The sequence below is a fragment of the Achromobacter xylosoxidans genome, assembly GCF_001457475.1.
Lineage (GTDB): Bacteria > Pseudomonadota > Gammaproteobacteria > Burkholderiales > Burkholderiaceae_B > Achromobacter > Achromobacter xylosoxidans.
Map to the genome: position 1 here is coordinate 1604832 of NZ_LN831029.1, position 25133 is coordinate 1629964.

Genomic DNA, 25133 nt, shown 5'->3' on the forward strand with positions numbered 1-25133 from the left:
CTTCAGCCCAGCAGGGCGGCGATGCGTTCGCGCAGCGCCGCGTCCGGTTGCGGCCCGAAACCGGCCCGCGCGTTGTCCGCCATGTTGGCCGGCTTGGAGGTGGCGGGGATGACTGCGGTGACGGCCGGGTGGCCGATGATGAATTTCAGGAACAACTGGGCCCACGAGGTGCAGCCGATTTCGGCGGCCAGCTCTGGCAGCGGCCGGCCCTTGACCTGGCGGAACAGCGCGCCGTCCTGGAAGGGCCGGTTGATGAGCACCGCGACGCCATTGGCCTGGCAGGCCGGCAGCAGGCGCTTTTCGGCGTTGCGGGCGCCGACCGACAGGTTGATCTGCAGGAAGTCGGGCTTCTCGCGTTCGACCAGTTCGGTGAGTTCGTCGTGGGCGTGGTCGGTGTAGTGGGTGATGCCGATGTAGCGCGTCAGGCCTTGCCGCTTCAGGTCGCGCAACAACGCCAGTTGGTTGCGGGTGTCGATGAGGTTGTGCACCTGGATCAGGTCGAGCTTGTCGGTGCGCAGCGCGCGCCGCGACTGTTCGATCTGGCGCCTGGCCGCATCGTGGCCCTGGACGCTGATCTTGGTGGCCAGGAATACCTGCGGACGCCGGTCCGGCTCGCGCGCCAGCAGCGCGCCGGTGACGGTCTCTGCCAGGCCATAGCTGGGGGCGGTGTCGATCAGCGAACCGCGCCCGTCCAGCAGCGCGTCCACCACCTGGGCCAGCGGCGCCATCGCGGCCGCATCCGACGGCGATACGTTGAAGGTGTCGGCCGTGCCGAGTCCGACCACAGGCAGCATCTCGCCGGTCGACCAGATGGGGCGGGCCAGCATCGGCTGTCGCGTGGTCAGCGCCCGTGCCGCCCACGGCTGGGCCAGCAGGGAAGCGCAGGCGGCGGCTTGCAGGAATCGGCGGCGGTCGGGCATGGCTCGCTCCAATGAAAAAGGGCCTGCATGTTGCATGCAGGCCCTTGCGACTGTAGCGCGGCGCGCTTATTCGCGGTTGCCGCCGAAGATGCCCAGCAGCATCAGCAGGTTCGAGAAGACGTTGTAGACGTCCAGGTAGATGGCCAGCGTGGCGGACACGTAGTTGGTTTCACCGCCGTTCACGACGCGCTGCAGGTCGACCAGCATGAACGCCGAGAAGATCACGATGGCCAGCACCGAGATGGTCAGCATCAGCGCGGGCAGCTGCAGGAAGATGTTGGCCAGGGCCGCCACCAGGATCACGACGGCGCCGATGAACAGGAATTTCTGCAGGCCGGACAGGTCGCGCTTGATGGTGGTGGCCAGCGTGGCCATCGTGCCGAACACGATCGCGGTGCCGCCGAAGGCCGTCATGACCAGCTGCGAGCCGTTGCTGAAGCCCATCACGAAACCGAGCAGGCGCGACAGCATCACGCCCATGAAGAACGTGAAGGCGAGCAGCAGCACCACGCCCAGCGAGTTGTTCTTGTTCTTCTCGATGGCGAACATCATGCCGAAGGCGCCCACCAGGAACACGATGGCGGACAGGCCCGGGCTGGCGCCCATGACCCGGTTGATGCCGGTGTACAGGCCGACGGCCGCGCCCAGCACGGTCGGGATCAGCGAGAGCGCCAGGAGCCAATAGGTGTTGCGCAGCACTTTGTTGCGCACGACCTCGCCCGGCGCGCCGGCGAGGGCGCCGGAACGGTTGAAGGGGGACGGACGATATTCGTTCATGGAGGACTCCTGTGTACGGCAGAAATTGATTTGCCTAGAAGGCTTAGATGCCAAGGATACCTTACAGTTCCCTGAAGAATCCAGTTTTCGAAGGAATTAACGCATCGGGCGGACCCGCATGATCCTGCGGTATGACCCCATTATGGGGACGCTTGCGCCGGTTTCAACCTGGCCTGACGTCCCGCAGCACCCGGGCGACGATGCGGGGCAGTTCTTCGTCCATGTGCGCCTGGATCCGGGTGATGGCGTCGGCCAGGGCGGCGCGCATGGCCTGCTCGACTTCCGCCTGCAGGCGGGCGGCCAGGATCGCGGGCGGGGGCGTGTCGGACGGCATGGCCGTGCCGGCGCCGTCATCCGGGGCGTCCGTGAGTAGCGGCACGCCGTGGTCGTCGACGGGGTCGGTGAGCAGCGGGAAATCGTCGCCGCCGGCCGGATCCGTCAGCACGGGGACATCCGCGTCGGCCACTTCCGTCAGCAGGGGAAAGGCGTCATCGGGGTACGCATCGGTGGCGCCGCGCGCCGCGCCGACCGGCGGCGCGGATGGCGACAGCGTCGGTTCGGCCCGCTGGGTCAAGGTGGGGATGCCGGGATCGGAAGGGTGGTGGGGCATGGGGGCTCCCGAGGATCGAGATGGCGCCGCCCGGGGCGGCGCGAGGGGCGTAAAGGGCGCTCAGGCGCCCGACTGGCGCTGGCTCAGGTCGTGGCTCTGCGGCGTATGGCCGGCGCCCTGGTAGGCGCGCCAGCGCTGGCGCGCGGCCTGCTTGTCGTCGGGATCGTCGGAGACGATTTCGAGCAGGCGCTCGAAGGCGTCGAAGCCCGGGGGGCAGGCATCGTCGAGATTGAGCAGCCAGGGCTGGGGCTGGCCGTCCGCGACGGCGGCCTGGGCCGCCTGCCAGGGATCTCCCGCGGTCAGGACGACGGGCGTTTCGGCCGCCAGCGGATCGTTGGCCAGGACGTGCGGCACGAACGAGGTGTCGTCGAAGGCCCAGAGCATGCGATCGAAGGCCGCCAGGCGCGAGCCTTCCTTACAGTACACCACCAGCCGCTGACCCGCCAGGTAGCGCTTGCGCACCACCTGGCAGGCCATGCGCAGGCGGTCGGGCGCGCCGAAGGCGAAATCGATGCGCGTCATGCCGGTTTCCGTGCGCGGCGGTTCAAGCCTGGTCCAGCAGGAACTGCATCAGCAGCGGCACGGGACGGCCCGTGGCGCCCTTGTCCTTGCCGCTCTTCCAGGCGGTGCCGGCGATGTCCAGGTGGGCCCAGCGGTACGACTTGGTGAAGCGCGACAGGAAGCAGGCGGCCGTGACCGCGCCGGCCGGGGGGCCGCCGATGTTGGCCAGGTCGGCGAAGTTGGACTTGAGCTGATCCTGGTAGGCGTCGTCCATCGGCATGCGCCAGGCGGTGTCAAGGGACTGGCGGCCGGCGGCGGACAGGGCCTCGGCCAGCGCGTCGTCCTTGGTGAACAGGCCGGTGTTGACATGACCCAGGGCCACGACGCAGGCGCCGGTCAGGGTGGCGATGTCGATGACGGTGGACGGCTTGAAGCGCTCGGCGTAGGTCAGCGCGTCGCACAGCACCAGGCGGCCCTCGGCGTCGGTATTGAGGATCTCGATGGTCAGGCCGGCCATGCTGGTGACCACGTCGCCTGGCTTGTTGGCCTTGCCGCTGGGCAGGTTTTCGCAGGCCGGGATCAGGCCGATCACGTCCAGCGGCAGTTCCAGTTCGGCCAGCGCGCGGAACGAGCCGAGCACGCTGGCGGCGCCGCACATGTCGTACTTCATTTCGTCCATGGTGGCGGCGGGCTTGAGCGAGATGCCGCCGGCGTCGAAGGTGATGCCCTTGCCGACCAGCACGATGGGGCCGTCGGACGCCTTGGCGCCCTTCTTGGCGGGTTTGCCGGCGTGGCGCAGGACGATGAAGCGCAGCGCTTCCTCGGAGCCGCGCGCCACCGACAGGAACGAGCCCATGCCCAGGGCCTCGACCTGCTTGCGGTCCATGACCTCGACCTTGAGCGACTTGAATTCGCGCGCCAGGCGCTTGGCGGTGTCGCCCAGGTAGGTGGGGGTGCAGATATTGCCCGGCAGGTTGCCCAGGGTGCGGGTCAGTTCCATGCCGTTGGCGATGGCGGCGCCTTCGCGCAGGCCCTTCTGCGCCTGGCTGGCGTCGGCGCGCTCGACGATCTGCACGATCTTCTTGAGCTTGGGACGGGCGTCGCGGTCGGGCTTGCCGAAGCTGGCGTCGTAGTGATAGGTAGCGCTGCCGGCGGCGATGGCCGCGCTGCGGGCGCGGGCGATGAGGGCCACGTCGGCGATGGGGTTGGCGGCCAGGGTCGACACGCCTTCGGTCAGTTGCGCGGCGACGCAGGCGGCGGCGAAGGCCTGTTCGGCGGAGGCGTGGGCGCGGGCCGAGTATTCGTCCTGCTTGCCCAGGCCGACCAGGACCACGCGCTGGGCCGACACGCCCGGCAGGGAACGCAGCACCAGGGTCGAGCCGGCACGGCCGCGGAACTCGCTCTTGGCGACGGCGCGCACGGCGCCGTTGGAGGCGCGGTCGATCAGGTCGGCGGCGGGGCTCAACACGCCGTCGGCGTAGATCCCGACCGCCAGCGCGGCGGTTTTGATCTGGTGCAGGGAAGCGGTGGTCTGTGTGCTAAATTCCATGAGGGTTTCCCGTGTGCGTCTGTATGATGCGGTCGATTATCCCGCATATTCTCCCATGTCTCTATTCAAACGCTCTGTCGTCAGCGAGATCACCAGTCACGCTGGCGTTGTCTTTTCCACGTTGCTCATCGTATGGCTCAGCGTGCTGCTGGTGCGCCTGCTCGGTGAGGCGGCGGGCGGCAACATCGGGGCGGACGTCGTGCTCGTGCTGGCCGCGCTGTCCACCATCACGGCCTTGCCGACCATCCTGGCGGTGTCGGTCTTCATCGCGGTGCTCACCACGGTCACGCGCAACTATCGGGAATCCGAGATGGTGGTGTGGTTCGCCAGCGGCCTGTCGCTGGCTGACTGGCTCAAGCCGGTGCTGCGCGTCGCCGTTCCCGTGGCCATCGCGGTCGCGGGCCTGACGCTGGTGGCCGCGCCGTGGGCTTATCGCCAGATCGGCGAATACCATGAACGCTTCGAGCAACGCTCCGACCTGTCCAAGGTGACCGCGGGCCAGTTCGCGGAGTCGGCTGGCGGCAATCGCGTGTTCTTCGCCGAGGACCCGGCCAAGCCTACCGACGAACTGGGCAATGTGTTCGCGCGCGAAACCGGCCCCGAATGGCTGAGCGTCCTGACCGCCAGCAGCGCCCATAGCGAAACCCTGCCCAATGGCGACCGCTTCCTGGTGCTGGGTGAAGGGCACCGCTATGACCTCAAGCCGGGCACGCCCGAGATCCGCCTGGTGCACTTCGAGAAATACGGCCTGCGCCTGGAGAGCAAGGGCGGCGATGACCCGGTCGCCGAGGCCCGCGCGGCCGCCGAACGTTCGTCCAAGGCCCGCACCACGCCGCAGCTGATGGCCGACAACACCAGCAGCAGCTGGTCGCAGGTGATGTGGCGCATTTCGCTGCCGCTGGCCGCGCTCAACCTGGCGCTGCTGGCGATCCCGCTGGGGGCGGTGAATCCGCGCCTGGGCCGTTCCGGCGACCTGCTCATCGCCGGCCTGGTGGGCCTGCTCTACATGAACCTGATCAACCTGTCGCGCGCCTGGATTTCCAATGGCAAGCTCAGCTTCGGCGTGGGCACGGTGGCGATCCACGTCGTCGTGGCCATGTTCACGGCATTCCTGCTGATGCGCCGCCTGCGGGTCAAGGCGCCCAAGAACAGCTAGGGGCGGAAAGCGCGGCCCCGCCACGCAATCATGGCGGCCGGCCGAGAGTGGCCGCCGCGCTTGCGGCGCGGCTGCCCCGGTCCCGGATTGCCAGGCCTGCTCAGGGCAGGTATTTCATGGTGCCGCGCTTGCCGGCCAGCAGGTCGGCGTTCCGTAGCACCGACTTGCGGATGAATTCCCACAGCACCGTCACGCGCTTGAGCTTGCGCAGGTCCTCGTGGCAGTACATCCAGAACGATCGCGTGATCTCCACTTCCTTTTCCAGCACCGGCTTGAGCCGCGGATCCTGCGCCGCGATGAAGCAGGGCAGGATGGCCAGCGACTGGCCCTGCAGCGCCGCGTGGTATTGCGCCACCACGCTGGTGCTGCGCAACACCACGCGGCTGGCGGGTAGCAGATCTTCCAGGTAGCGCAGGCGTTCGCTGAACAGCAGTTCGTCGACGTAGCCGATGAAGCTGTGCCCGGCCAGGTCGGCGCGGCCCCGGATCGGTGGATGACGGGCCAGGTACTCGGGCGTGCCGTACAGGCGCAAGGTGTAATCGCACAGCTTGCTGCAGACGTACGGGCCGCGCTGGGGGCGCTCGATGGTGATGGCCAGGTCGGCCTCGCGCTTGGACAGGCTGACAAAGCGCGGCACCGGCAGGATGTCCAGCGTGATGTGCGGATAGCGCCGCTGGAAGTCGGCGGCGAGCGGCGTCAGCACGTAGCTGCCGAAGCCCTCGGTGGCGCCGATGCGCAGGTGGCCGGACAGCGCCTGCCCGATCCCCGACAGGGTTTCGCGGGCGCTGTGCACCGTGCTTTCCATCTGCTCGGCGTGCACGAACAGGCGCTGGCCGTCCTCGGTCAGCACGAAGCCGGCGCTGCGCGACTTCTCGAACAGCAGCGTGTCCAGCTCGGTTTCCAGCGCGCGGATGCGGCGCGATACCGTGGTGTGCTCGACCCCGAGCCTGCGCGCCGCGGCGCTGACGCGCTGGGTTCGGGCGACCTCCAGGAAATACCGCAGACTGTCCCAATCCAGCACGTTTTTCGCTCCTGACAAGCTTGTGCATTGATGCACAAGGAATGTGCATTTCTAGTGTTGCTTGTTGATTTTCACACATCTACACTGGGTCGGCAGCCCTGGGGGACAACCGCCAGGAGCCGCAGGCCGCAAAGACGGCGCCATAACGCATAAAACTCAGGAGACAAATCCATGGAATTGCACGCACGCGGGCTGGCCGCAGGCTTGTGTCTGGGCGCTGCCCTGTTGAGTCAGGCGTACGCGGCGGATAAACCGCCCGTGAAGATCGGCATCCTGACCGACATGTCGGGCACCTACGCCGGCATGGGCGGGCCGGGTTCGGTGGCGGCGGCGCAGTTGGCCATCGACGATTGCCTGGCCGCGGAATGCAAGGGCATGAAGATCGAGCTGGTGTCGGCTGACAACCAGAACAAGGCCGACGTGGGCGCGGCCAAGGCGCGCGAGTGGTTCGACCGCGACGGCGTCACCGCCATCGCCGACCTGACCAACTCGGCCGTGGCGCTGGCGGTGCAGGGCATCGCGCGCGAAAAGAACAAGGTCGTGATGTTCTCCGGCCCGGCCACCACGGCGCTGACCAACAAGGAATGCTCGCCGGTCGGGTTCCACTGGATGTTCGACACCTATTCGCAGTCCGCCGGCGGCGCCAAGGCCACGGTCAGGGCGGGCGGCAAGTCCTGGTACTTCATCACCGTCGACTACGCCTTCGGCCATTCGCTGGAGGCCGATACGGCCAAGGCCGTCAAGGCGCTGGGCGGTACCGTCGCCGGCAGCGTGCGGCATCCGTTGAACGCGCCGGACTTCGCTTCGTACCTGCTGCAGGCGCAAAGCTCCAAGGCGCAGGTGGTGGCGCTGGCCAACGGCGGCCAGGACACCGTCAACGCGGTCAAGCAGGCGCGCGAATTCGGCATCGTGGCCGGGGGCCAGCGCCTGGTGTCGCTGCTGATCTTCCTGTCCGACCTGCGCGCGCTGGGGCTGGAAAGCGCCCAGGGGCTGTCGTACGTGGACGGCTTCTACTGGGATTACGACGACGCCACGCGCCAGTGGTCGACGCGCTTCGAGAAGGCCTTCCGCGGCCTGAAGCCGACCATGACGCAGGCCGGCGTGTATTCCAGCGTGCTGCACTACCTGCGTTCGGTGGCGGCCTCGGGCAGCACCGACGGCAAGGTGGTGGCCGACAAGATGCGCGAGCTGCCGATCAAGGATCCGATCATGCGCAATGCTTCGATCCGGCCCGACGGCCGCGTGATCCACGACATGTACCTGTATGAGGTGAAAAAGCCGTCCGAATCCAAGGGCGGTTGGGATTATTCCAAGCTGGTGGCCACCATCCCGGCGGCCGAGGCCTTCCAGCCGCTGGCCGATTCGGCCTGCCCGCTGGTGCAGAAGTAAGGCGCGGCGCGCCGCCGGCAGACCCGGCGGCGCCCGCGCGAGATCCAAGAACGCGGATTCCATCCGCATCGACTATGCAGTTGTGAGGAGCATCAAATGAGTGAAGTCCCCCGCGTTCCGCTATTGATCGGCGGCAAGCTCGTGCAGTCCAAGACCACCGAATGGCGCGACGTGATCAACCCCGCCACCCAGGAAGTCGTGGCCAAGGTGCCGTTCGCCACGCGCGCCGAACTGGACGAGGCCATCGCCAATTCCAAGGAAGCCTTCAAGACCTGGCGCAACAGCGGCCAGGGCCTGCGCATGCGCGTCATGCTGAAGTTCCAGGAACTGCTGCGCGCCAATACCGCCAAGCTGGCCGAGATGATCACCCGCGAGCACGGCAAGACCCTGCCGGACGCCGAGGGCGAAGTCGGACGCGGCCTGGAAGTGGTCGAGCACGCCTGCTCGATCGCCAACCTGCAGCTGGGCGAGTACGCCGAGAACGCCGCCTCCGGCATCGACGTCTACACCCTGATCCAGCCGCTGGGCGTGTGCGCGGGCATCACCGCGTTCAACTTCCCGGTGATGCTGCCGTGCTTCATGTTTCCCATCGCGGTGGCCTGCGGCAATACCTTCGTGCTCAAGCCGTCCGAGCAGGATCCGACCTCGTCGCTGTTCCTGGCCCAGCTGGCGCTGGAAGCCGGCCTGCCGCCGGGCGTGCTGAACGTGGTGCATGGCGGTCCGGAAACGGCCAACGGCCTGTGCGAGCATCCCGACATCAAGGCGGTGTCGTTCATCGGTTCGACCCGCGTCGGCACCGAGATCTACAACCGCGCCTCGGCCGCCGGCAAGCGCTGCCAGTCGATGATGGGCGCCAAGAACCACTGCGTGATCCTGCCGGACGCCGATCCGGAAGTCGCGCTGAACCAATTGCTGGGCGCCGCGTTCGGCGCCGCAGGCCAGCGCTGCATGGCCTCGTCGGTGGCCGTGCTGGTGGGCGAGGCCCGCAACTGGCTGCCTGATTTCGTCGAGCGCGCCAAGAAGCTCAAGGTCAATTCCGGCATGGACCGCGCCGCCGACCTGGGCCCGCTGGTGTCGCCGAACGCCAAGAAGCGCGTCGAAAGCCTGATCCAGAAGGGCGTGGACGAAGGCGCCAAACTGCTGCTGGACGGCCGCAACCTGAAAGTCGCCGGTTTCGAGCAGGGCAACTTCGTGGGCCCGACCGTGTTCGAGGGCGTCACCGAGAACATGACCATCTACACCGAGGAAATCTTCGGCCCGGTGCTGTGCGTTGTCGGCGCGGAAACGCTGGAAGAAGCGGTGGAATTCATCAACCGCAACCCCAACGGCAACGGCGTGGCCCTGTTCACGCAGGATGGCGGCGCGGCGCGTTACTTCCAGAACAACATCGACGTCGGCCAGGTCGGCATCAACGTGCCGATCCCGGTGCCGGTGGCATGGTTCAGCTTCACCGGTTCGCGCGGTTCCAAGCTGGGCGACCTGGGTCCCAACGGCAAGCAAGCGGTGCAGTTCTGGACCCAGACCAAGACCGTCACGGCGCGCTGGTCCGCCCATGCCAAGACCGTGAACACCACGATCTCGATGCGCTGAAACAGGGACGCCTTGTCCTAAGCTTATATAAATAAGTCATATAACAAGGCGTCCTTATTACTTATAATTGGCCCGTCTATCAGGGGCCAATTCATGAACCTGCAGCAATTTCGTTTCGTGCGCGAGACCATCCGGCGCGACTTCAACCTGACCGAAGCCGCCCGGATGCTCTATACCTCCCAGCCGGGGGTGTCCAAGGCCATCATCGAGTTCGAGGACGAGCTCGGTATCAAGATCTTCGAGCGCCACGGCAAGCGCATCAAAGGGCTGACCAAGCCCGGCCTGGCGGTTTCGCAGGTCATCGACCGCATCATGCGCGAGGTCGACAACCTCAAGAAGGTCAGCGACGAGTTCGCGCGCCGCGACGAGGGTGGCCTGGTGATCGCCTGCACCCACACCCAGGCGCGTTATCTGCTGCCGCGCGTGATCCCGGCATTCCGCAAGCAATTTCCCAAGGTGCATCTGTCGCTGGCCGAAGGCAGCCCGGCGCAACTGGCCGAAATGGTGCTGCACGAGCAGGCCGACCTGGCGCTGGCGACCGAATCGCTGGCGCTGACGCCCGGCCTGGCCACCCTGCCGGTCTACGCCTGGGAGCACACCGTGGTGGTGCGGCCCGACCATCCGCTGGCCGAGCTGACCTCCAGCGCCGCCAAGCGCCTGTCGCTGGCGCAATTGGCCGAATACCCCATCGTGACCTACGACCGCGCCTTCACCGGCCGCAGCACGATCGACGAGGTCTTTGCCAACCAGGGCATCCACCCGGACATCGTCCTGGAAGCGATCGACGCGGACGTGATCAAGACTTACGTCGACGTGGGCCTGGGCATCGGCATCATCGCGGGCGTGGCCTATGACCCGCGTCGGGATTCCAGCCTGGTGGGCTTGCCGGTGGGGCACCTGTTCGGCACGCACACCACCCGCGTCGGCGTGAAGGCCGGGGTGTTCCTGCGGGACTATGTCTATACGTTCCTGGAAATGCTGGCGCCGTCGCTGACCCGCGCCGTCGTCACGGAAGCGGTGCAGGGCACGCCGAAATAGGGCTGCCCGCCGCGCGCCGGAGCAGTCGGACGAAAGGCGGCGCCCCTTCCGGGGAGCCGTTTTTTTTGCCCGCGCGCCCGTGGCAGGGGCGTGGCGGGTGGCCGGAGAGGGGGGGGCTCGCTATCCCTTTCCACGAGCTCATAAAAATTATTAAATAAGAACTGATCTCATTTGAGTTGACTAAAAAATAGGAATCATTATCATTACATCCAGTCTCAACGACCCAGTGAGGTTCAACATGACGGCAGGATTGAGTGCAGTGGTAGTGGGCGCCGACAGGCTCGGCAACATCCCGGATCTGCTCAAAGGACACAATATTTCGATCACCCACCACATCAGTGGCCGTGATCCTTCGCATCAGAAGAAGACGTTGCAATTGCCCTCGGGCACCCAGCTGGCCATCCTGCTGACCGACTTCCTGGGCCACAACGTCATGAAGACCTTCCGCAACGCGGCGCAGCGCGGTGGCATCCGTGTCGTGGCTTGTCGCCGTTCGGTGTGCAGCATGCAGCAGGCCCTGCAGCAATGCGGCCTGTGCGCAGGAGCTGCGGGAGCCGCGGTTCACTGATACCGCGCCTGACCGTCGTACGGACCGCCGTACACACCGATTACTGGGGAGGCCGAAACGGCCTGCGGCCCCAAAGGTCGCGAAGAGGAATGTAAAACGCCGCCGGACTGGAATGGTCCGGCGGCGTTTTGCCGTATGGAGGATTGCGGGCAGCGCGCGAGGGCGCGAGAATGCTTGCGCGGGCTTGGGTTCAGTTGGCGGCGCGAGCCGTGGCGAGCAGGCTGTTGTCGATGCGGCGGGCGCCGTTGTAACGCTTGGACCAATACGCCATGGTCATGTTCTCGACGCGCACCACGCCGCCGGAGCTGGGCGAATGCACGAAGCGGTCGTCGCCCAGGTAGATGCCGACGTGGGAATAGCGGCGGCCCATGGTGTTGAAGAAGACCAGGTCACCGGCCTTGAGCTCGTTCTTGGCAATGGAAACGCCTTGCTGCGCGATCTCGGCGGCGTTGCGGGGCAGTTTCAGGCCCAGCGAGCGCTCGGCGGTGTAGGCCACCAGGCCGCTGCAATCGAAGCCGGTATCGGGGGAGCTGCCGCCGAAGCGGTAGCGGATGCCCAGGTAGTTCAGGGCTTCGCTGACCATGGCGTTGTCGCTGCTGACACCGCTGTGGCTGCGTTGGCGCTCGCGCTTGAATTTCTGCACCACCAGCATGCCGATGGGATCATCGGCGGTGGCAACCCATTCCGTCTCGTAGGGATCGATCTCGGACGTATAGGCGGTGGACTTTTGATTGGTGCTTGCACAACCCGCCAGACCCGCGACGCACGCCACCAGCGCCAGCAAACGCAGACCGCGGTTCGCCTGGCCAGAGGATGAATTCAGTCGCGCGCTTTTGGAGTGTCGATGCATTCGCCTGGGGAAGGTTGCCGCCTGTTTCGCATTTTTCGGGGTAATAAAGCGTCAAAAACGCTAAAAAACACCTGAATAGCTGAAATCAAGCAGCCAACCAACAGATATGTTGTGTACAACTTCGCGGGGATTCTACCAAACTTTTAAGACTGGTTCGTTACTGTAACCAGCCCGGCGCCCGTGCGGCGTAGACGCGTGGCAGAATTTTTTGACCTGCGGCAAGCCTGGTGCAAGGTTTGCCGACCAAAATGACCGAAGGATTCAAAAAGAAAGCAATCAGCCATAAGGCGTATGCACAATAACAGGAGACAAAAATGCAAAAAACCAGGGATTTCCATTACCGCTCGGTGCACGACCGCGATGCCTTCTGGCGCGAGCAGGCCGATCGGGTGCACTGGGAAACGCCGTTCGAATCCGTCCTGGATTTTTCGCGGCCCCCATTCGCCAAGTGGTTCGTGGGCGGCACGACCAACCTCTGTTACAACGCCGTCGACCGCTGGTTGCCGACCCAGGCCGACAAGCCGGCGTTGATCTGGGTCTCCACCGAGGTCGAGCGCGAACGGGTCTACACCCGCCAGGACGTCTATGAAGAGGTGAACGCGGCAGCCGCCATGCTGCAGGACCTGGGCGTGGGGCGCGGCGATCGGGTGCTGCTCTACATGCCGATGGTGCCCGAGGCGGTCTTTACCATGCTGGCCTGCGCCCGCATCGGCGCGGTGCACTCGGTGGTGTTCGGCGGATTTGCCTCGGTCAACCTGGCGCAGCGCATCGACGATGCCGCGCCCAAGGTGGTGGTGTGCACGGACGGCGGCTCGCGCGGCGGCAAGGTGGTGCCCTACAAGCCGCTGCTGGACCGGGCGCTGGCCCTGTGCAAGACGCCGCCGGCTTCGGTGGTGGTGTTCGACCGCGGCCTGGCGCCGTTCGAACCGGTGGCCGGCCGCGATCTGGACTATGCCACCCTGCGCGCCGCCCAGCGCGGCGCCCGCGTGCCGGTGGCATGGCTGGAGTCGTCCGAACCCAGCTACATCCTGTACACGTCCGGCACCACCGGCAAGCCCAAGGGCGTTCAGCGCGACACCGGCGGCTACGCCGTGGCGCTGGCGTCGTCGATGGAGTACCTGTTCAACGGCAAGGCGGGCGACACGTTCTTCTGCACCAGCGACATCGGCTGGGTGGTGGGGCATTCCTATATTGTGTATGGCCCGCTGATCGGCGGACAGGCGACGGTGCTGTACGAAGGCACGCCGGTGCGCCCGGACGGCGCCATCCTGTGGAAGCTGGTGGAGCAGTTCGGCGTCAACACGCTGTTCTCGGCGCCGACGGCGGTGCGGGTGCTCAAGCGCCAGGACCCGGCCTTGCTGCGCAAGCACGACCTGTCTTCGCTGCGGGCGGTGTACCTGGCCGGCGAACCGCTCGATGAACCCACCGCGCAGTGGATTTCCGAAGGCCTGGGCAAGCCCATCATCGACAACTATTGGCAGACCGAGTCCGGCTGGCCGATCCTGTCGGCGCAGCCGGGCGTGGAAAAGGTGCCGACGCGCTTCGGCAGCCCGTCGTTCCCGGTCTATGGCTTCGATGCGCGCATCGTCAGCGAATCCAGCGGCGAGGACCTGGGACCTGACCAGAAGGGCGTGGTCGCCATTGTGCCGCCGTTGCCGCCGGGCGCCATGTCGACCATCTGGGGCGACGACGAGCGTTTCGTCCAGACCTATTTCACGTCGATCCCGGGGCGCCAGGTGTATTCCACCTTCGACTGGGGCCTGGTCGACGCGGATGGCTACTGGTTCATCCTGGGCCGCACCGACGACGTGATCAATGTGGCCGGCCATCGGCTCGGCACGCGCGAGATCGAGGAATCCGTCAACAGCCACAGCGGTATTGCCGAATGCGCGGTGGTGGGCGTGGCCGACGCGCTCAAGGGGCAGGCGGCGATGGCGTTCGCGGTGCTGAAGAATCCCGCCGCGGCCGAAACGCCGGAGGGCGCAAAGCAGCTGGAAGCGGATATCATGCGGCTGGTGGAAGATCAGCTGGGAGCCGTGGCGCGGCCCGCCCGCATCCGGTTCGTGGGCGCGTTGCCCAAGACCCGCTCGGGCAAGGTGCTGCGCCGCGCGATCGTCGCGGTATGCGAAGGCCGTGATCCCGGCGACCTGACCACGATCGAAGATCCCACCGCCCTAGAACAGATCAAGGAGTCGCTGCAATGAACACCAAACCCGTGCTGACCGCCGAAGACGTCAAGAAGATCCTGGCCGCGGCCGAGGCACACGCCCTGCAGAACAAGTGGGCTGTCACCATCGCCGTGTCGGACGACGGCGGCCACCTGCTGGGCATGCTGCGACTGGACGACGCCGCGCCCATTTCCTCGCACATCGCCCCGGCCAAGGCCAAGACCGCGGCCCTGGGCCGCCGTGAATCGCGCGTCTACGAAGAGATCATCAACAACGGCCGCTATTCCTTCCTGTCGGCCCCGCTGATCGAAGGCATGCTGGAAGGCGGTGTGCCGATCGTGGCCAATGGCCAGGTGGTGGGCGCGGTCGGCGTGTCGGGCGTGAAGTCGACCGAAGACGCCCAGATCGCCCAGGCTGGCATCGCCGCGCTGGGCCTGTGAGCCAGGAAACGCCGCGGCAGGCGCCCGCCGGCGCCGCCGCGTCCGCCGGCGGGGAGGCGGACGGCAGTCCGCTGAACCCCGGCGTGGCCAAGCGCGAGGTCTGGGCCTGGGCCATGTACGACTTCGCCAATTCCGGCTACACCACCGTGATCCTCACGGCGGTGTTCAGCACGTATTTCGTCGGTGTGGTCGGCGGCCGCGCGCCGTGGGCCACGCTGGCCTGGACCGCGGCGCTGTCGCTGTCCTACCTGCTCATCATGTTGACGATGCCCACGCTGGGCGCGCGCGCCGACGCCCGCGCCGGCAAGCGGCGGCTGCTCTACAGCAGCACCATCGGTTGCGTGGCGGCCACGCTGGTGCTGACCCAGGCCGGGCCGGGCGACGTCTGGCTGGCGCTGGCCGCCATCGTTGTCTCCAACTATTGCTACTGCGTCGGCGAGTCCGTGGTGGCGGCGTTCCTGCCCGAACTGGCCAAGCCGTCGGCGCTGGGGCGGGTGTCGGGCTGGGGCTGGAGCTTCGGCTACTGCGGCGGCATGCTGACCCTGGGCCTGTCGCTGGTGGTGGTGAAACTGGCCGAGGCCGACGGGCTCGACGCCGAGCACTTCGTGCCGCGCGTCATCCTGGTGACCTGCGCGGTGTTCGCGCTGGCGGCGCTGCCCTCGTTCTTCCTGCTGCGCGAACGCGCGCGGCCATCCGGCGAGCCGCAGGCGGCGCTGGCCATGCTCAAGCGGCTGGCCTACGCCTGGCGCGAGACAGGCCAGCATTTTCCCGAGTTCCGCCGGCTGCTGATGTGCATCGCCTGTTATCAGGCCGGCATCTCGGTCGTGATCACGCTGGCGGCGGTGTATGCCTCCGAGGTCATGGGGTTCACCACGCCGCAGATCATGCTGCTGGTGTTCACCGTGAACATCGGCGCGGCGGCCGGCGCGTTCTCGTTCGGCTATGTGCAGGATCGCATCGGCCACAAGCCGGCGCTGGCGATCACGCTGTGCGGCTGGATCCTGATGGTGCTGGTGGCCTACGCCGCGGTGACGGCGCCTGTGTTCTGGGTGGCCGCGACGCTGGCTGGCTTGTGCATGGGCACGACCCAGAGCGCGGGCCGCGCCATGACCGGCGCGCTGGCGCCGGCGGGGCGCCTGGCGGAGTTCTTCTCGCTGTGGACGTTCGCGGTGCAACTGGCCGCGGTCATCGGACCGCTGACCTACGGTCTGGTGACCTGGGGCACGCATGGCAACCACCGCCTGGCGATCCTGGTGACCGGACTGTTCTTCGTCGGCGGCCTGGTCCTGCTGTCGCGCGTGGACATGGCGCGCGGCCTGGCGCGCCGCGCCGCGTAAGGGCGCGTGCGGTCGCCGCAACTGATATTCTTATGAAGTCCCGGATGCCGCCGCGGCGCCTCGCGGCGCGGCGGCATCCGGCGGGTTGCGTATTGCGTTGTCGGTTGTCGATGCCGTTGCCGTCACGATTGGCGCGCGTTCCTGCGGAATACGGGCTTATGGCCCGTATTTTGCGTAAGGTGCCCGTAAGAGCGCGGCGATACGGTTGCGAGTGGCAGTCAGATAAAAGCGGCATCAACAACAGAATCACAGATTGGAGACAAGATCATGTCGAATGCTATTGAGTCCGTACTGGTGGAAACCCGGGTGTTCCCGCCGCCCGAGCGCGCGGCGCAGGGCGCCGCGATTCCCAGCATGGACGCGTACAACGCGCTGTGCGCGCAGGTCGAGAAGGATTTCGACGGTTTCTGGGCCGGCCAGGCCCGCGACAACCTGCAATGGACCAAGCCGTTCACCGAGGTGCTGGACGAGTCCAACGCGCCGTTCTACCGCTGGTTCGGCGACGGCGAACTGAACGTCTCGGCCAACTGCCTGGACGTGCACCTGACCAACGGCAACGCCGACAAGACCGCCATCATCTTCGAGACCGATGACGGCAAGGTCACCAAGGTCAGCTACCGCGAACTGCTGGCGCGCGTGTGCCGCTTCGCCAACGGCATCGCCAAGCTGGGCTACAAGAAGGGCGACCGCGCCATCATCTACATGCCCATGTCGATCGAGGCCGTGGTGGCCATGCAGGCCTGCGCCCGCCTGGGCGTGACGCATTCGGTGGTGTTCGGCGGCTTCTCGGCCAAGAGCCTGCAGGAGCGTATCGTCGACGTCGGCGCCTCGCTGGTCATCACCGCCGACGAACAGGTGCGCGGCGGCAAGACCATCCCGCTCAAGCCGGCGGTGGAGGAAGCCATCGCCATGGGCGGCTGCGACGCCGTCACGCGCGTCATCGTCTACCGCCGCACCGGCGGCAAGATCGCCTGGAACGAAAGCCGCGACCTGTGGATGCACGACGTCGAGGCCGGCCAGTCCGACACCTGCGAACCGGTGCCGGTCAACGCCGAGCATCCGCTGTTCATCCTGTACACGTCCGGCTCCACCGGCAAGCCCAAGGGCGTGCAGCATTCGTCCGCCGGCTACCTGCTGTGGGCGCTGCTGACCGTCAAGTGGACCTTCGACGCCCGCAAGGACGACGTCTACTGGTGCACGGCCGACGTGGGCTGGGTCACCGGCCACACCTACATCACCTACGGCCCGCTGGCCGCGGGCCTGACGCAGGTGGTGTTCGAAGGCGTGCCGACGTTCCCCAACGCCGGCCGCTTCTGGGACATGATCGCGCGCCACAAGGTCACCACCTTCTACACCGCGCCCACCGCGATCCGCTCGCTGATCAAGGCCGCCGAAGCGGCGCCCGACACCCATCCGTCCAAGTACGACCTGGACAGCCTGCGCATCATCGGCACGGTGGGCGAACCCATCAACCCCGAGGCCTGGATCTGGTATCACAAGAACGTCGGCCGCGAGCGCTGCCCCATCGTCGACACCTGGTGGCAGACCGAGACCGGCGGCCACATGATCACGCCGCTGCCGGGCGCCACCCCGACCAAGCCGGGCTCGTGCACGCTGCCGCTGCCGGGCATCGCCGCCGCCATCGTCGATGAGACCGGCGGCGACGTCGACCAGGGCAATGGCGGTTTCCTGGTGATCAAGCGCCCGTGGCCGGCGATGATCCGCAACATCTGGGGCGACCCGGAGCGCTTCAAGAAGAGCTACTTCCCGTCGGAACTGCGCGGTTATTACCTGGCCGGCGACGGCGCGCAGCGCGACGCGGACGGCTACTTCTGGATCATGGGCCGCATCGACGATGTGCTGAACGTGTCGGGCCACCGCCTGGGCACGATGGAGGTGGAGTCGGCGCTGGTCGCGCACGAACTGGTGGCCGAGGCCGCCGTGGTCGGCCGTCCCGACGACACCACCGGCGAGGCCGTGGTGGCCTTCGTGGTGCTCAAGAGCGCTCGTCCCGAAGGCGCCGACGCCCAGGCCATCGCCAAGACGCTGCGCGACTGGGTGGCCAAGGAAATCGGCCCGATCGCCAAGCCCAAGGACATCCGCTTCGGCGACAACCTGCCCAAGACCCGCTCCGGCAAGATCATGCGCCGTCTGCTGCGCGTGGTGGCCAAGGGCGAGGAAGTGACGCAGGACGTGTCGACGCTGGAAAATCCCGCCATCCTGGAACAGCTGTCCAAGCCGCTGTAATGCGGGGCGCGCCGTCCGTCATGCGGACGGCGTGGACGGTTCCCGCCTCGACGGGAGCATAATGTGAGGTGCCCATGCCGGTTTGCCGGCATGGGCATCGTCGTTTTTTCCATTCAAGTTTTCCCGTTCAATCTTCCACCGGAGACGCCGCCGTGAGCCGCAGCAGTTTCGATCGCGCAGGGCTTGCCCTGATGTTCAGCACCATCCTCGTGTGGGCGGGTAGCTGGATCGCGATGAAGCTGATCGTGCCCTACATCGGCCCCTTCGATTTCGTGGCGCTGCGCTACGTGACCGGCGCGCTGGTGCTGTTCGCGCTGGCCGCCGCCACTCGGCGGCCGCTCGGCTTGCCCTCCTGGAAGCTGACCTTGCTGATCGGCCTGACCCAGACCGCCGGCTTCCAGGGCTTCGTGCAGACCGCGCTGGTGTCCGGCGGCGTCGGCAAGGTGTCGTTGATGGCCTATACCATGCCGTTCTGGGTGGTGCTGTTCGCGTGGGGTCTGCTGGGCGAGCGGCCGACGGCCCGCCACGGCGTCGGCATCGGCCTGGCCGCGATCGGCCTGGTGCTGTTCATCGAACCGTGGCACGGCGTGGGCGAGTTGCGGCCGGTGCTGCTGGGACTGGGCAGCGGCCTGTGCTGGGGCGTGGGCACGGTGCTGTCCAAGCGCATGTTCGATCGCCATGCGCCCGACGTGATGACCTTCACCGCCTGGCAGATGCTGTTCGGCGGGCTGGTGATGACGCCGGTGGCGTGGCTGGTGCCGCAGATCCCGGCGCAGTGGGGCTGGCAGTTGTGGGCCGGCATGGTCTATATCGTGCTGATCGCCACGGCGGCCGGCTGGCTGCTGTGGCTGCAGGTGGTGCGGCGCGTGCCGGCTTCGATCGCCGGCCTGTCCAGCCTGGGCGTGCCGGTGGTGGCGATGCTGATGGCGTGGGCGGTGCTTTCCGAGCGTCCGTCGCCCGTCGAGCTGGGCGGCATGGCCCTGATCCTTGCCGGTATTTTTGTCGTGAGCCGCGCGGCGCCCGCCGCGCGCGCGGGCTGACCGGCCCGTTTACCGGATTCCGTTTTCCCTCAAGGAAGCTTCATGATCGATTTGCGCAGTGATACCGTCACCCGGCCGTCCCCGGCCATGTTGCAGGCCATGGTCAGCGCGCCGCTGGGCGATGACGTGATGGGCGATGACCCCACCGTCATCCAGCTGCAGCAAGCCGTGGCCGAACGCGCGGGCAAGGCCGCCGGGCTGTTCTTCCCGTCGGGCACGCAGAGCAATCTGGCGGCGCTGATGGCGCATTGCGAGCGGGGCGATGAGTATCTTGTGGGCCAGCAGGCGCATACCTACAAGTACGAAGGCGGCGGCGCGGCGGTGCTGGGCAGCATCCAGCCCCAACCCATCGAACACGCCGAGGACGGTACGCTACCGTTGGAAAAGCTGGCGGCCGCTCTCAAGCCCGAAGGCGATCCCCACTTTGCCCGCACCCGCCTGCTGGCGCTGGAAAACACGTTCCACGGCAAGCTGATTCCCGCCGACTACGTGCGTGCCGCCACCGACTGGGCCCGCGCCCATGGCCTGGCCACGCACCTGGACGGCGCGCGCGTGTTCAACGCGGCGGTGGCCAGCGGCAAGCCGCTGGCCGAGATGTGCGCGCCGTTCGATTCGGTGTCGATCTGCTTTTCCAAGGGGCTGGGCGCGCCGGTCGGCTCCGTGCTGGCGGGCAGCGCCGAACTGATCGCCCGCGCCCGCCGCTGGCGCAAGGTGCTGGGCGGCGGCCTGCGCCAATCGGGGGTGCTGGCGGCAGCCTGCCTGTATGCGCTGGAACACAATGTCGAGCGCCTGGCCGAAGACCACGCCAACGCGCGCCTGCTGGCCGAAGGACTGCGCGGCATCGCCGGCGTGCGGGTGCTGAGCCAGGACACCAACATGGTGTTCGCGGAGTTCGAGCCGGCGCGGTGCGATGCCTTGACCGCCGCGCTGGCGGCCGACGGCATCCTGATGCGCGCCGTCTATGGCGGCCCGACGCGCATGGTGACGCACCTGGACCTGTCCAGCGACGACGTGCGCCGGGTGATCGAGGCCGTGGCGCGCCACCTGGCTTGATGCCGCCGTGGCCGGCCGCGCGGCCACGAGGGCTGGCGTCAGGCGCCCGCGCGCAGCACGTCGGCCAATACCGAGAACAACTCGTCGATCTGCGCGCGCTCGATGATGAGCGGGGGCGACAGCAGCATGGTGTCGCCGGCGGCGCGGATCAGGCAGCCGCGTTCCAGGCAGGCCTGGTGCGCCGCATAGCCGCGCTGACCGGGCTTGCCGGCCTCGGGCGCCAGTTCGATCGCGGCCAGCAGGCCGATGTTGCGGATATCCACCACGTGGGGCAGGCCCTTGAGGCTGTGGGCCGCGTCTTCCCAATAGCGTCCGAGTTCGCGGCTGCGCTGGAACAAGCCTTCGCGATGGCAGATGTCGAGCGTGGCCAGGGCGGCCGCGCACGCCACCGGATGGCCCGAGTAGGTGTAGCCATGGGCCAGTTCGATGGCGTTGTCTGGGCCTTGCATGAAGGCGTCGTGGACGTGCTGGCGCACCAGCGTGGCGCCCATCGGGATGGCGCCGTTGGTCAGGCCCTTGGCGCTGGTGATGAGGTCCGGCGTGACGCCGAAATGGGCCGAGGCGAAGGCGCCGTCGACGCGGCCGAAGGCGCTGATGACTTCGTCGAAGATCAGCAGGATGCCGTGCCGGTCGCAGATCTCGCGCAGCTTCTGCAGGTAGCCGCGCGGCGGCACCAGCACGCCGGTGGAACCCGCCACCGGTTCGACGATGACGGCGGCGATGGTCGAGGCGTCATGCAGCGCGACGATGCGTTCGAGCGCATCGGCCAGGTGCGCGCCCCAGTCCGGTTGGCCGCGGCTGTAGGCCATCTGTTCGCGGTCATAGGTATGCGGCAGGTGGTCGACATAGGGCAGCAGGTTGCCGAAGGGCTTGCGATGCCCGCCGATGCCCGACACCGACAGGCCGCCGAAGCCCACCCCGTGATACGAACGTTCGCGGCCGATCAGGCGCACGCGCTGGCCTTCGCCGCGCGCGCGGTGATAGCCCAGCGCGATCTTGAGGGCGGTGTCGACCGCTTCGGAACCGGAGTTCGAAAAGAACACCTGCGAGTAGCCGGCCGGCGCTTGCTGGCACAGCCTTTCGGCCAGCTCGAACGCCTGTGGATGGCTCATCTGGAACGACGGCGCATAGTCCAGGTCGTGGGCGGTGCGCGCGATGGCCTCGATGATCTCCGGGCGCCGATGGCCAGCGTTGACGCACCACAGGCCGGCGATGCCGTCCAGCACGCGGCGGCCGTCGGGGCGGATGTAGTGCATGCCCTCGGCCGCGCTGAACAGCACCGGATCGCGCTTGTAGCGCCGGTTGGCGGTGAAGGGCATCCAATAGGCGTCGGTATTGAGGGGAGACGACGAAAGAGGCGCGGACGAGGACATGGGCTTCCTGCTTCAAGGGAGTTCAGGTGTGCCTATTTTGTATTAATAAAAATAAAAATACAATTTGTGGCGTGCGAGGCCGAATCTGGCGCGACCGTCGTCACCGGATTCCCCGCGGAGGGGCGCCCGCTGGCAAATGCGTAGACGAAGAAGGTGGAACGGAAAAAGACGGAGCGATGGCCCGCGAGGGGGATCAGGATTGCCGCAGCGAGGTCTTCAGGTGTTCGCGCATGAGTTGCGAGGCGCCTTCCTGGTCGCCGGCCTCCAGCGCGGCGATGATGCGCAGGTGCTCGTTGCTGGAATCGAGAAAGCGCGCATCGCGGTGGAACGCGGCGTGTTCCTCCAGCCGGCGCAGCTGGTTCTGCTGCTGCACCGCCTGCAGGATGTAGCGGTTGCCGGAGCAGCGCGCCAGCATTTCGTGGAACGAGGCATTCAGGCCGAAGAATTCGGTGGCCGAGATCTCGCCATCGCCGCGCTGGACCAGCGCTTCGTGGGCCGCGCGCATGCGCGCCAGGGCGTCGCGGTCGAGCTTGAAGGTCGGCTCCAGCAGGCCGGCGCATTCGATGATCATGCGGTAGCGGTAGCTTTCGTCGAGCGCTTCGCGGTTTTCCAGCGATGGCGCGAACTGCCAGCCGTGGCCCTTGCGTTTTTCAAGCAGGCCGTCGGCCGACAATTGCAGCAGGGCCTTGGCCAGCACACTGCGGGGCGCGGGATAGCGCTGCAGCAGCTCGCGTTCCGTGAACTGCTCGGGCAATGCGCGCGTGGCGCGGTCGGCGATCAGGCGGCGGTAGAGTTCATCCTGGGTCGGACCCGCACCGGTGATCGCGGGCGAGGCCAAGGCGGCGTTTTCGGCCACGGTGTAGCCGCTGTTGGGGCGGTGCGTGATCAATCCCTGCGCGGCCAGCAGCCTGAGCGCGCCGCGCACCGGCGTGCGCGAGACCTCGTAGCCTGCCGCCAACGCTTCCTCGGACAGGTGGGCGCCGGGGGCGTGGCGCCGCGCCACGATGTCCTGCGCGATCAGGCGCGCCAGATCGACTTGAAGCGCAGTGGGGCGGGCGGAAGCGGCAGGCGGCATGGACGGGCGTGGCAGCGACGGAGCAGCAATGGTAACGGACCGGCGCGCCGTCAGCCATGGCGGGTGCGGCTGTCGCCCGGCGCCTGGTCGCGTTCCTGCATGCCGTAGTCGCGCAGCACCTGGGCGACGCGCAGGCGATAGTTGGCGAACACGCCGCCCCGTCCTGCCTCCTGGGCGCGGCGGTGGGATTCCAGCGTGCGCCAGCGCTTGACCGCATCTTCGTCGCGCCAGAACGACAGCGACAGCAGCTTGCCCGGCGTGGCCAGGCTCTGGAAGCGTTCGACCGAGATGAAACCGTCGATCGTCTTCAGTTCGTCGATCAGGCCCGCGGCGATGTTCAGATAGGGCGCGGGGTCGCCGGCGGCGGGTTCGACTTCGAATATCACGGCGATCATGGGGTGGGCTCCTCGGTGAAATCAAATTGGGGAATGCGGGCATTGGGCAGGGGGCGGTAGCGAAAGCGCGCCACCAGGGCGGCGTCGTCGACGCCGGCCCGCAGCAGATGGACCAGCGCGCCGGCCGCATCGCGGCGCGCCGCGTCGCGCCCGGGGCATGCATGGCCCTGGGCGCCGAAGGTCCAGTGCGCCTCGGGCTGCGCCATGGCCGCCGCGGCCAGCACCAGCAGCACGGTCTCGCCGGCCTGCATGAGCTGGCCTTCCAGTTCGATGGGGCCGGCCAGGAAGCGGCGGGTGTTGTGAATGGGAGGATCGTGCCGCAGCGTCGCGTCGACCAGTTCCCATGCCTGCGCCAGCGTCAGGGCGGCGCCGGCGCGCTGGCGGCCCGCCCGTAGCAGCGCATTGCCCAGCAGGCCGGCGCCGGCTTCACAGGACTGGAACAGCAGGCCCGCCAGATTGGCGGGCAGCAGCGCCGGCTCCAGGCCGGCATCGGCGCCCTGGCCGCGCAGCTCGCGCAAGGCCGGGCTGGCGGCGCGATCGTCCAGGTGGGCGCCCAACCGTGCCAGGAGGCGCTCGGCGGCCGTGTGCCCTGCGGCGACCCGGTCTTCAGGCGCGGCCGGCGGCAGGGCCGCGAGGAACGCGCCGACCTCGCGCGCGCAGTCGGCGGCCACGGCGCCGGGCAGTCCGAGGGCACAGGCTTGCGCAAAAACGGGCGCGGCATGCAGGTAGCGGTCGATGGCGCCGGCCGATCCGGTGTCCATCTCCAGCCGCGGCCAGTCGGGCGCGGGCGCCAGCGGCGCCTGCCGCGCCAGGAACGCGCGGAACAACGCCTTGAGACGGGCCTGGCGCGGACCATCGTTCATCCGCAGGAAGCGGCCGAACAGCAGGCCCGCCGGTCCCGCGGCGATGCCCCTGGGCACCGGCTCGGCCATGGGCCGCACGCGGGCGGCGGGATGACGCATGATGTCGCGGATCGTCCCCGGGGCGCTGGCCACCCACAGGCCCAGCCGGGCGTCCCGGTACAGCGGCCGGTCGCGGGCCAGGGCGGCGTAATAGGGATAGGGATCGGCGTGCGTGACCGCCTGCAGCGGATCGGTCGGGAAAGGCGTGGACATGGGCGGCGCGGCGGGTGGAGGGCAGGCCAGTATCGCCGCGTCGCGCCCTCGACAATTCGGCCGCGGCCGAACTATGCCTGCATGCTGTCGGCCAGCAGCGCGGCGTAGCCGGCGCGCGAGTCCGGCCATTGCAGCGCCAGCCCGCTGGCGCGCAGGCGGGCGTTGCTGAGCTTCTTGCTGCCCACGCCCGCGGGCGCCGGGCCGTCGGCTGGCAAAGGCGCGCCGATCATCCGCGCCAGTTCGGCATAGAGTTCATGCAGCGGCAGGGGGGTGTCGTCGCAGCCGATGTAGACCGGCGATGCCTCCGGCAGCAACGCCACGTGCGCGATGGCGGCCGCGGCGTCGTCGATGTGGATGCGATTGGCCCAGTGCGGCGGCTCGACCGGCGCGCTGGCCTTGCCCGCGCGCAACCGCTCGAGCAACTGGAAGCGGCCGGGACCGTAGAGGCCCGCAAACCGCAAGGTAGTGTGCGGGATCGCGCGCGCGGCAAGCGTCGCTTCGGCCTCGAGCAGGATGCGGCCGTTGAAGCCCTGGGGCGCCGTCGGGGTGTCTTCGTCGACCCAGTCGCCGTGATGTTCGCCGTACACCGCGCTGGATGACACGAACACGATGCGCTCGACCCGGTTCGTGTCGAGCGCATCCAGCACGTGGTTCAGTCCGTCGACGAACACGCCGCGATAGGCGGCCGGATCGCGCGCGCCGGCGGTGGCCACATGGATCACGCGGGTGATGCCCGCCGGCAAGGCCGGCAGGCCGTCGGGGCGGGTGATGTCGCCTTGCAGCCAGTGGATGCCGCTGCTGTCGTGCGCCGGTGGATGGCGGCGCAGCGCGTAGACCGCGTCGCCGCGCGCCAGCAGGCGGCGCGCGGCGCGTTGGCCGAGATCGCCGCAACCGATGAACAGCACGCGTTCCGCCATGGCC

Annotated in this window: 23 protein-coding genes; 11 read left to right on the plus strand and 12 right to left on the minus strand. The window is 67.7% G+C overall.

What is annotated here, in order from left to right:
- Window positions 1–2: 2 nt before the first annotated feature.
- From AT699_RS07285 to AT699_RS07305, 5 genes are all read right to left on the minus strand, one after another.
- Complete coding sequence (locus tag AT699_RS07285) at window positions 3–920, minus strand: aldo/keto reductase (protein WP_024068112.1); 918 nt, start codon at window positions 918–920, stop codon at window positions 3–5.
- 66 nt (window positions 921–986) lie between these two features.
- Window positions 987–1697 (minus strand): Bax inhibitor-1/YccA family protein, encoded by a 711-nt coding sequence (locus tag AT699_RS07290; protein ID WP_006389307.1) that lies wholly within the window; start codon window positions 1695–1697, stop codon window positions 987–989.
- Between the two features lie 163 nt (window positions 1698–1860).
- Window positions 1861–2307 carry a hypothetical protein gene (locus AT699_RS07295; RefSeq protein ID WP_024068113.1) on the minus strand — a complete coding sequence of 149 codons (447 nt, stop codon included), beginning with the start codon at window positions 2305–2307 and terminating at the stop codon, window positions 1861–1863.
- Between the two features lie 60 nt (window positions 2308–2367).
- Window positions 2368–2829 (minus strand): DNA polymerase III subunit chi, encoded by a 462-nt coding sequence (locus AT699_RS07300; RefSeq protein ID WP_006389309.1) that lies wholly within the window; start codon window positions 2827–2829, stop codon window positions 2368–2370.
- 22 nt (window positions 2830–2851) lie between these two features.
- Window positions 2852–4357 carry a leucyl aminopeptidase gene (locus AT699_RS07305; protein WP_020924680.1) on the minus strand — a complete coding sequence of 502 codons (1506 nt, stop codon included), beginning with the start codon at window positions 4355–4357 and terminating at the stop codon, window positions 2852–2854.
- Window positions 4358–4412: 55 nt separating this feature from the next.
- Between AT699_RS07305 and lptF the strand changes: the two genes are divergently transcribed.
- Window positions 4413–5513 (plus strand): LPS export ABC transporter permease LptF, encoded by a 1101-nt coding sequence (lptF, locus tag AT699_RS07310; protein ID WP_026382561.1) that lies wholly within the window; start codon window positions 4413–4415, stop codon window positions 5511–5513.
- A gap of 100 nt (window positions 5514–5613) precedes the next feature.
- Here the strand turns inward: lptF and AT699_RS07315 are convergent, their stop codons facing one another.
- Entirely contained in the window at window positions 5614–6534 is a 921-nt protein-coding gene (locus AT699_RS07315) for a LysR family transcriptional regulator (protein ID WP_006389312.1), read from the minus strand.
- Between the two features lie 171 nt (window positions 6535–6705).
- On the opposite strand from AT699_RS07315, the gene AT699_RS07320 reads away from it, so the two are divergent.
- The 4 genes from AT699_RS07320 (at window position 6706) to AT699_RS07335 (ending at window position 11119) form a co-directional block, all read left to right on the plus strand.
- Complete coding sequence (locus AT699_RS07320; protein WP_006389313.1) at window positions 6706–7923, plus strand: ABC transporter substrate-binding protein; 1218 nt, start codon at window positions 6706–6708, stop codon at window positions 7921–7923.
- Window positions 7924–8019: 96 nt separating this feature from the next.
- Window positions 8020–9513, plus strand: coding sequence for a CoA-acylating methylmalonate-semialdehyde dehydrogenase (locus tag AT699_RS07325; protein ID WP_024068116.1), 1494 nt, complete (start codon window positions 8020–8022; stop codon window positions 9511–9513).
- A gap of 93 nt (window positions 9514–9606) precedes the next feature.
- Window positions 9607–10551, plus strand: a complete 945-nt coding sequence (locus AT699_RS07330) for a CysB family HTH-type transcriptional regulator (protein ID WP_006389315.1) — start codon at window positions 9607–9609, stop codon at window positions 10549–10551.
- A 238-nt stretch (window positions 10552–10789) separates the two neighbouring features.
- On the plus strand, window positions 10790–11119 hold the full coding sequence (locus tag AT699_RS07335) for a DUF2325 domain-containing protein (RefSeq protein WP_058207571.1): 330 nt from the start codon (window positions 10790–10792) through the stop codon (window positions 11117–11119).
- Window positions 11120–11309: 190 nt separating this feature from the next.
- Here AT699_RS07335 and AT699_RS07340 read toward each other — a convergent pair whose 3' ends face one another.
- Window positions 11310–11969, minus strand: a complete 660-nt coding sequence (locus AT699_RS07340; protein ID WP_026382559.1) for a C40 family peptidase — start codon at window positions 11967–11969, stop codon at window positions 11310–11312.
- Window positions 11970–12283: 314 nt separating this feature from the next.
- Between AT699_RS07340 and AT699_RS07345 the strand changes: the two genes are divergently transcribed.
- From AT699_RS07345 to ltaE, 6 genes are all read left to right on the plus strand, one after another.
- The gene (locus AT699_RS07345; RefSeq protein WP_006389318.1) at window positions 12284–14173 is read left to right on the plus strand and encodes a propionate--CoA ligase; all 1890 of its coding nucleotides are present in this window, start codon (window positions 12284–12286) and stop codon (window positions 14171–14173) included.
- The gene (locus AT699_RS07350; protein ID WP_024068118.1) at window positions 14170–14577 is read left to right on the plus strand and encodes a heme-binding protein; all 408 of its coding nucleotides are present in this window, start codon (window positions 14170–14172) and stop codon (window positions 14575–14577) included. The genes AT699_RS07345 and AT699_RS07350 overlap by 4 nt, the downstream gene beginning before the upstream one ends.
- A complete protein-coding gene (locus AT699_RS07355; RefSeq protein ID WP_006389320.1) occupies window positions 14574–15914 on the plus strand; it encodes an MFS transporter in 1341 nt (446 codons plus the stop codon). Before AT699_RS07350 ends, AT699_RS07355 begins: the two co-directional genes overlap by 4 nt.
- 267 nt (window positions 15915–16181) lie before the next feature.
- Window positions 16182–18161, plus strand: a complete 1980-nt coding sequence (gene acs / locus AT699_RS07360; RefSeq protein WP_006389321.1) for an acetate--CoA ligase — start codon at window positions 16182–16184, stop codon at window positions 18159–18161.
- Window positions 18162–18313: 152 nt separating this feature from the next.
- Window positions 18314–19201: a DMT family transporter gene (locus tag AT699_RS07365; RefSeq protein ID WP_085941828.1), complete on the plus strand. Its 888-nt coding sequence runs from the start codon at window positions 18314–18316 to the stop codon at window positions 19199–19201.
- Between the two features lie 42 nt (window positions 19202–19243).
- Window positions 19244–20254, plus strand: coding sequence for a low-specificity L-threonine aldolase (gene ltaE / locus AT699_RS07370; RefSeq protein WP_024068121.1), 1011 nt, complete (start codon window positions 19244–19246; stop codon window positions 20252–20254).
- A gap of 38 nt (window positions 20255–20292) precedes the next feature.
- Here ltaE and aptA read toward each other — a convergent pair whose 3' ends face one another.
- The 5 genes from aptA to AT699_RS07395 form a co-directional block, all read right to left on the minus strand.
- Entirely contained in the window at window positions 20293–21627 is a 1335-nt protein-coding gene (aptA, locus tag AT699_RS07375; RefSeq protein WP_024068122.1) for an omega-aminotransferase AptA, read from the minus strand.
- A 193-nt stretch (window positions 21628–21820) separates the two neighbouring features.
- On the minus strand, window positions 21821–22702 hold the full coding sequence (locus tag AT699_RS07380) for a GntR family transcriptional regulator (protein WP_024068123.1): 882 nt from the start codon (window positions 22700–22702) through the stop codon (window positions 21821–21823).
- 50 nt (window positions 22703–22752) lie between these two features.
- On the minus strand, window positions 22753–23097 hold the full coding sequence (locus AT699_RS07385; protein WP_024068124.1) for an antibiotic biosynthesis monooxygenase family protein: 345 nt from the start codon (window positions 23095–23097) through the stop codon (window positions 22753–22755).
- Window positions 23094–24212: a cytochrome P450 family protein gene (locus AT699_RS07390; protein ID WP_024068125.1), complete on the minus strand. Its 1119-nt coding sequence runs from the start codon at window positions 24210–24212 to the stop codon at window positions 23094–23096. Before AT699_RS07390 ends, AT699_RS07385 begins: the two co-directional genes overlap by 4 nt.
- 71 nt (window positions 24213–24283) lie before the next feature.
- Window positions 24284–25129, minus strand: a complete 846-nt coding sequence (locus tag AT699_RS07395; protein WP_024068126.1) for an NAD-dependent epimerase/dehydratase family protein — start codon at window positions 25127–25129, stop codon at window positions 24284–24286.
- Window positions 25130–25133 lie beyond the last annotated feature (4 nt).